The following is a 2,823-nucleotide window of genomic DNA, read 5'->3' as shown; positions in this document are numbered from 1 at the left end:
GATGGGTGTAGGTCATTTGTGGTCACTCCTTTGTATTCTTTGGTCGGAATTACAAGTTGAGTGTACCACAAATGGCTGTTTTAGTTGTCTAGCTTAATTTTACAATCGGCGTTATTAAAATAATGGAGGGAGTGAGATGAAAAAAAGAACACAGATTATAGATATTTAAAGATGATTTTATCGTGTATAACTCATTGGAAACAATGTAATACAATGGTGGAACTAGCTAATATTGAATCAAACAAGGAAATTGCACTAGAGCAAGAAAAAACTAAACAAAAGAAAATTGAGTTAGATATGCTAGTGCAAAAAGGACAAGAAGAAGAGAATGGAAAACCTGAAAAGGATGCAAAGGATGAAAAGCCTAATATAATGGAAAAAGCGAAATCAATTTATAATATGATTTCAAAGCTAGGTAAAAATAAGGTAGTACAAATGGTAGTCGTTACAACTTTATTTACTCTAATATTAGGTTTGAATACAAACACTCTCATTAAAACAGCACAAACAGCTGATATTGGGAGCGGAATGCTAGGATTTTCTTTCAATAGTGGAGATCCTGTAGTATTTCAGCGCTGTATAACATTGAGTGGTAAAGAAGTCCTAATAGAGCATGAAACAATTAAGAACGAGATTTGTGAAGAAGAATTGTTCTTTTTAGAACCGAAATTAGGAAGTATTATCTTGAACAAGCACATTGTTGTCAGTAATAATCAAATACTTAGTAAGGTAGTTTAACTACGCAACTAATGAAGAGAGCTGTCAGTTTTTTATTGCCTAGAATTAAATAATGGAGTGACTCTTTCGTCAATTTTATTATCGAGTCAACAAAGCTGCTTCAATAGCCCCTTTGTCTATCGAAGAGAGCAAGTACACCTTGATACACCAGCCTGAATGTAAGTTAATTAAAATATATAAATTTAATAAAAAATCAGAAGGGAAACATTCACAAACTAACTGTTATAAAACAGATAGTTTATGTGTTCTTTTTTGTTAATATCCTTAAACAACACGGGTTAGGTATAGTTATTCGGTGCTAATATAGTTATATGCTTGAAAAAACATTCACTTTCGTGTTGTTATATAACAGACTGGGTGATATAATCAAATTAAGCCGTTACTATAGATTTTAGAAAAGGAGTGTTAAGGTTGTTATCATTTATTGGTGGGGTAGTCTTGCTTATCTTGGGATACGTTTTCTATTCTCAAGTCATTGTCAGAAACTTTGGTGTAGAAGTAGAAAGAGAAACACCAGCCTATGTCTTGGAGGACGGTATTGATTATGTACCGATGGCCAAACAGAAGAATTGGTTGATTCAGCTGTTGAATATTGCAGGAACTGGACCGATATTCGGACCGATTATGGGAGCTTTATATGGACCTGTCGCATTCATTTGGATTGTTATTGGGAATATTTTTGCAGGAGCAGTTCATGATTATTATCTAGGCATGATTTCCTTAAGAAATAATGGCGATCATTTACCAGCTTTAGCGGGTAAATATTTAGGTAATTTCATGAAGCATATCGTTAATATTTTTGCTTCATTGCTATTATTATTAGTAGGAACCGTATTTGTAACCTCACCAGCATCATTATTGGCTAATTTGACACCGGATTTTATGGGTCGATGGTTTTGGGTAGTTGTTATTTTCATTTATTATATCCTATCAACCATACTACCTATTGATAAAATCATTGGACGAATTTATCCAATTTTTGGAGCAGTTTTATTATTATCTTGCGTGGCTGTTTTAATAACATTAATTACTACTGGAAACTTTGCTAACATTCCGGAAATTAATTTACAAAATATGCATCCAGATGGTGTTTCACTGATACCTGGCCTTTTCTTTACAATTTCATGTGGTGCCATGTCAGGCTTCCATGCAACTCAAAGTCCGATTATTTCCCGAACAATTCAAAAAGAAGGGCAGGGGCGTTGGGTTTTCTATGGTGCGATGATTACAGAAGGAATTATTGCGATGATCTGGGCAGCAGCAGCCATGGCCTTGTTTGACCGCGTCGATTTAAATGAAATTATTAAAGCGGGAACAGCTTCTGCAGCAGTCAGCGAAATTGCGATGACTTTATTGGGCACTGTTGGAGGGACAATTGCAATTCTTGGAGTTATTGTTCTACCCATTACTTCAGGCGATACAGCTTTTCGTAGTTTGCGAATGATTATTGCGGATTACATTAAATTAAGTCAAAAGGTAGTTCGTCATCGTTTTGCTATTTCGATTCCAATTTTTATGATTAGTATGGCGTTAATGTTTATCGACTTTAATATTTTATGGCGTTACTTTAACTGGGCTAACCAAGCAACAGCAGTTATTGCACTGTTTGTCTCAAGTGCGTATTTAAGTTATAAATCAAGAAACTTCTGGGTAACCCTAATCCCTGGTGTCTTCATGTTGTACATGGTCATTCTTTATCTGTTAACGGAACAAATTGGCTTCGGTCTCGAGATGCGCTTGTCCTATTTTGTAGCGACGGCTTTAACGGCATTACTACTGGCAATCTTCTTACGCCATGTCAGCCAAACAAAAGCGGAATTGGCTAGTGATAGTTTATTGTTAAATGATCAAAAGCCTATCAGTGAGATATATCCTGAACTTATTTCTAGCAAATAGAACAAGTGCAATAGCTTTCTGCACTATCGTAAAACACACCTGGCTTTTTCAAGTAGGTGTGTTTTTTCGGCTCTTTGTCAAATAGGGTTGATGACTCATTTTAATCAAGATCAAGCAGCATAAGTTGTTGCTTGATCTTTTTTATTTGTCTGAGGGACATATAATCGCGTCATAAGTAAAATACGGTCT

2 protein-coding genes are annotated in these 2,823 nt (G+C 35.3%); both read left to right on the top strand.

The window, feature by feature from the left end:
• Positions 1-213: 213 nt before the first annotated feature.
• Complete coding sequence (locus ACEN31_RS11340) at positions 214-738, top strand: hypothetical protein (protein WP_407109463.1); 525 nt, start codon at positions 214-216, stop codon at positions 736-738.
• 402 nt (positions 739-1,140) lie between these two features.
• On the top strand, positions 1,141-2,634 hold the full coding sequence (locus ACEN31_RS11335; protein ID WP_407109462.1) for a carbon starvation protein A: 1,494 nt from the start codon (positions 1,141-1,143) through the stop codon (positions 2,632-2,634).
• Positions 2,635-2,823 lie beyond the last annotated feature (189 nt).

Origin of the sequence: Ruoffia sp. FAM 26255 (assembly GCF_045528525.1) — a bacterium.
GTDB classification, from domain to species: domain Bacteria; phylum Bacillota; class Bacilli; order Lactobacillales; family Aerococcaceae; genus Ruoffia; species Ruoffia tabacinasalis.
Note: the sequence above shows the minus strand (reverse complement) of the source record. Positions and strands in the feature narration are given on the sequence as shown.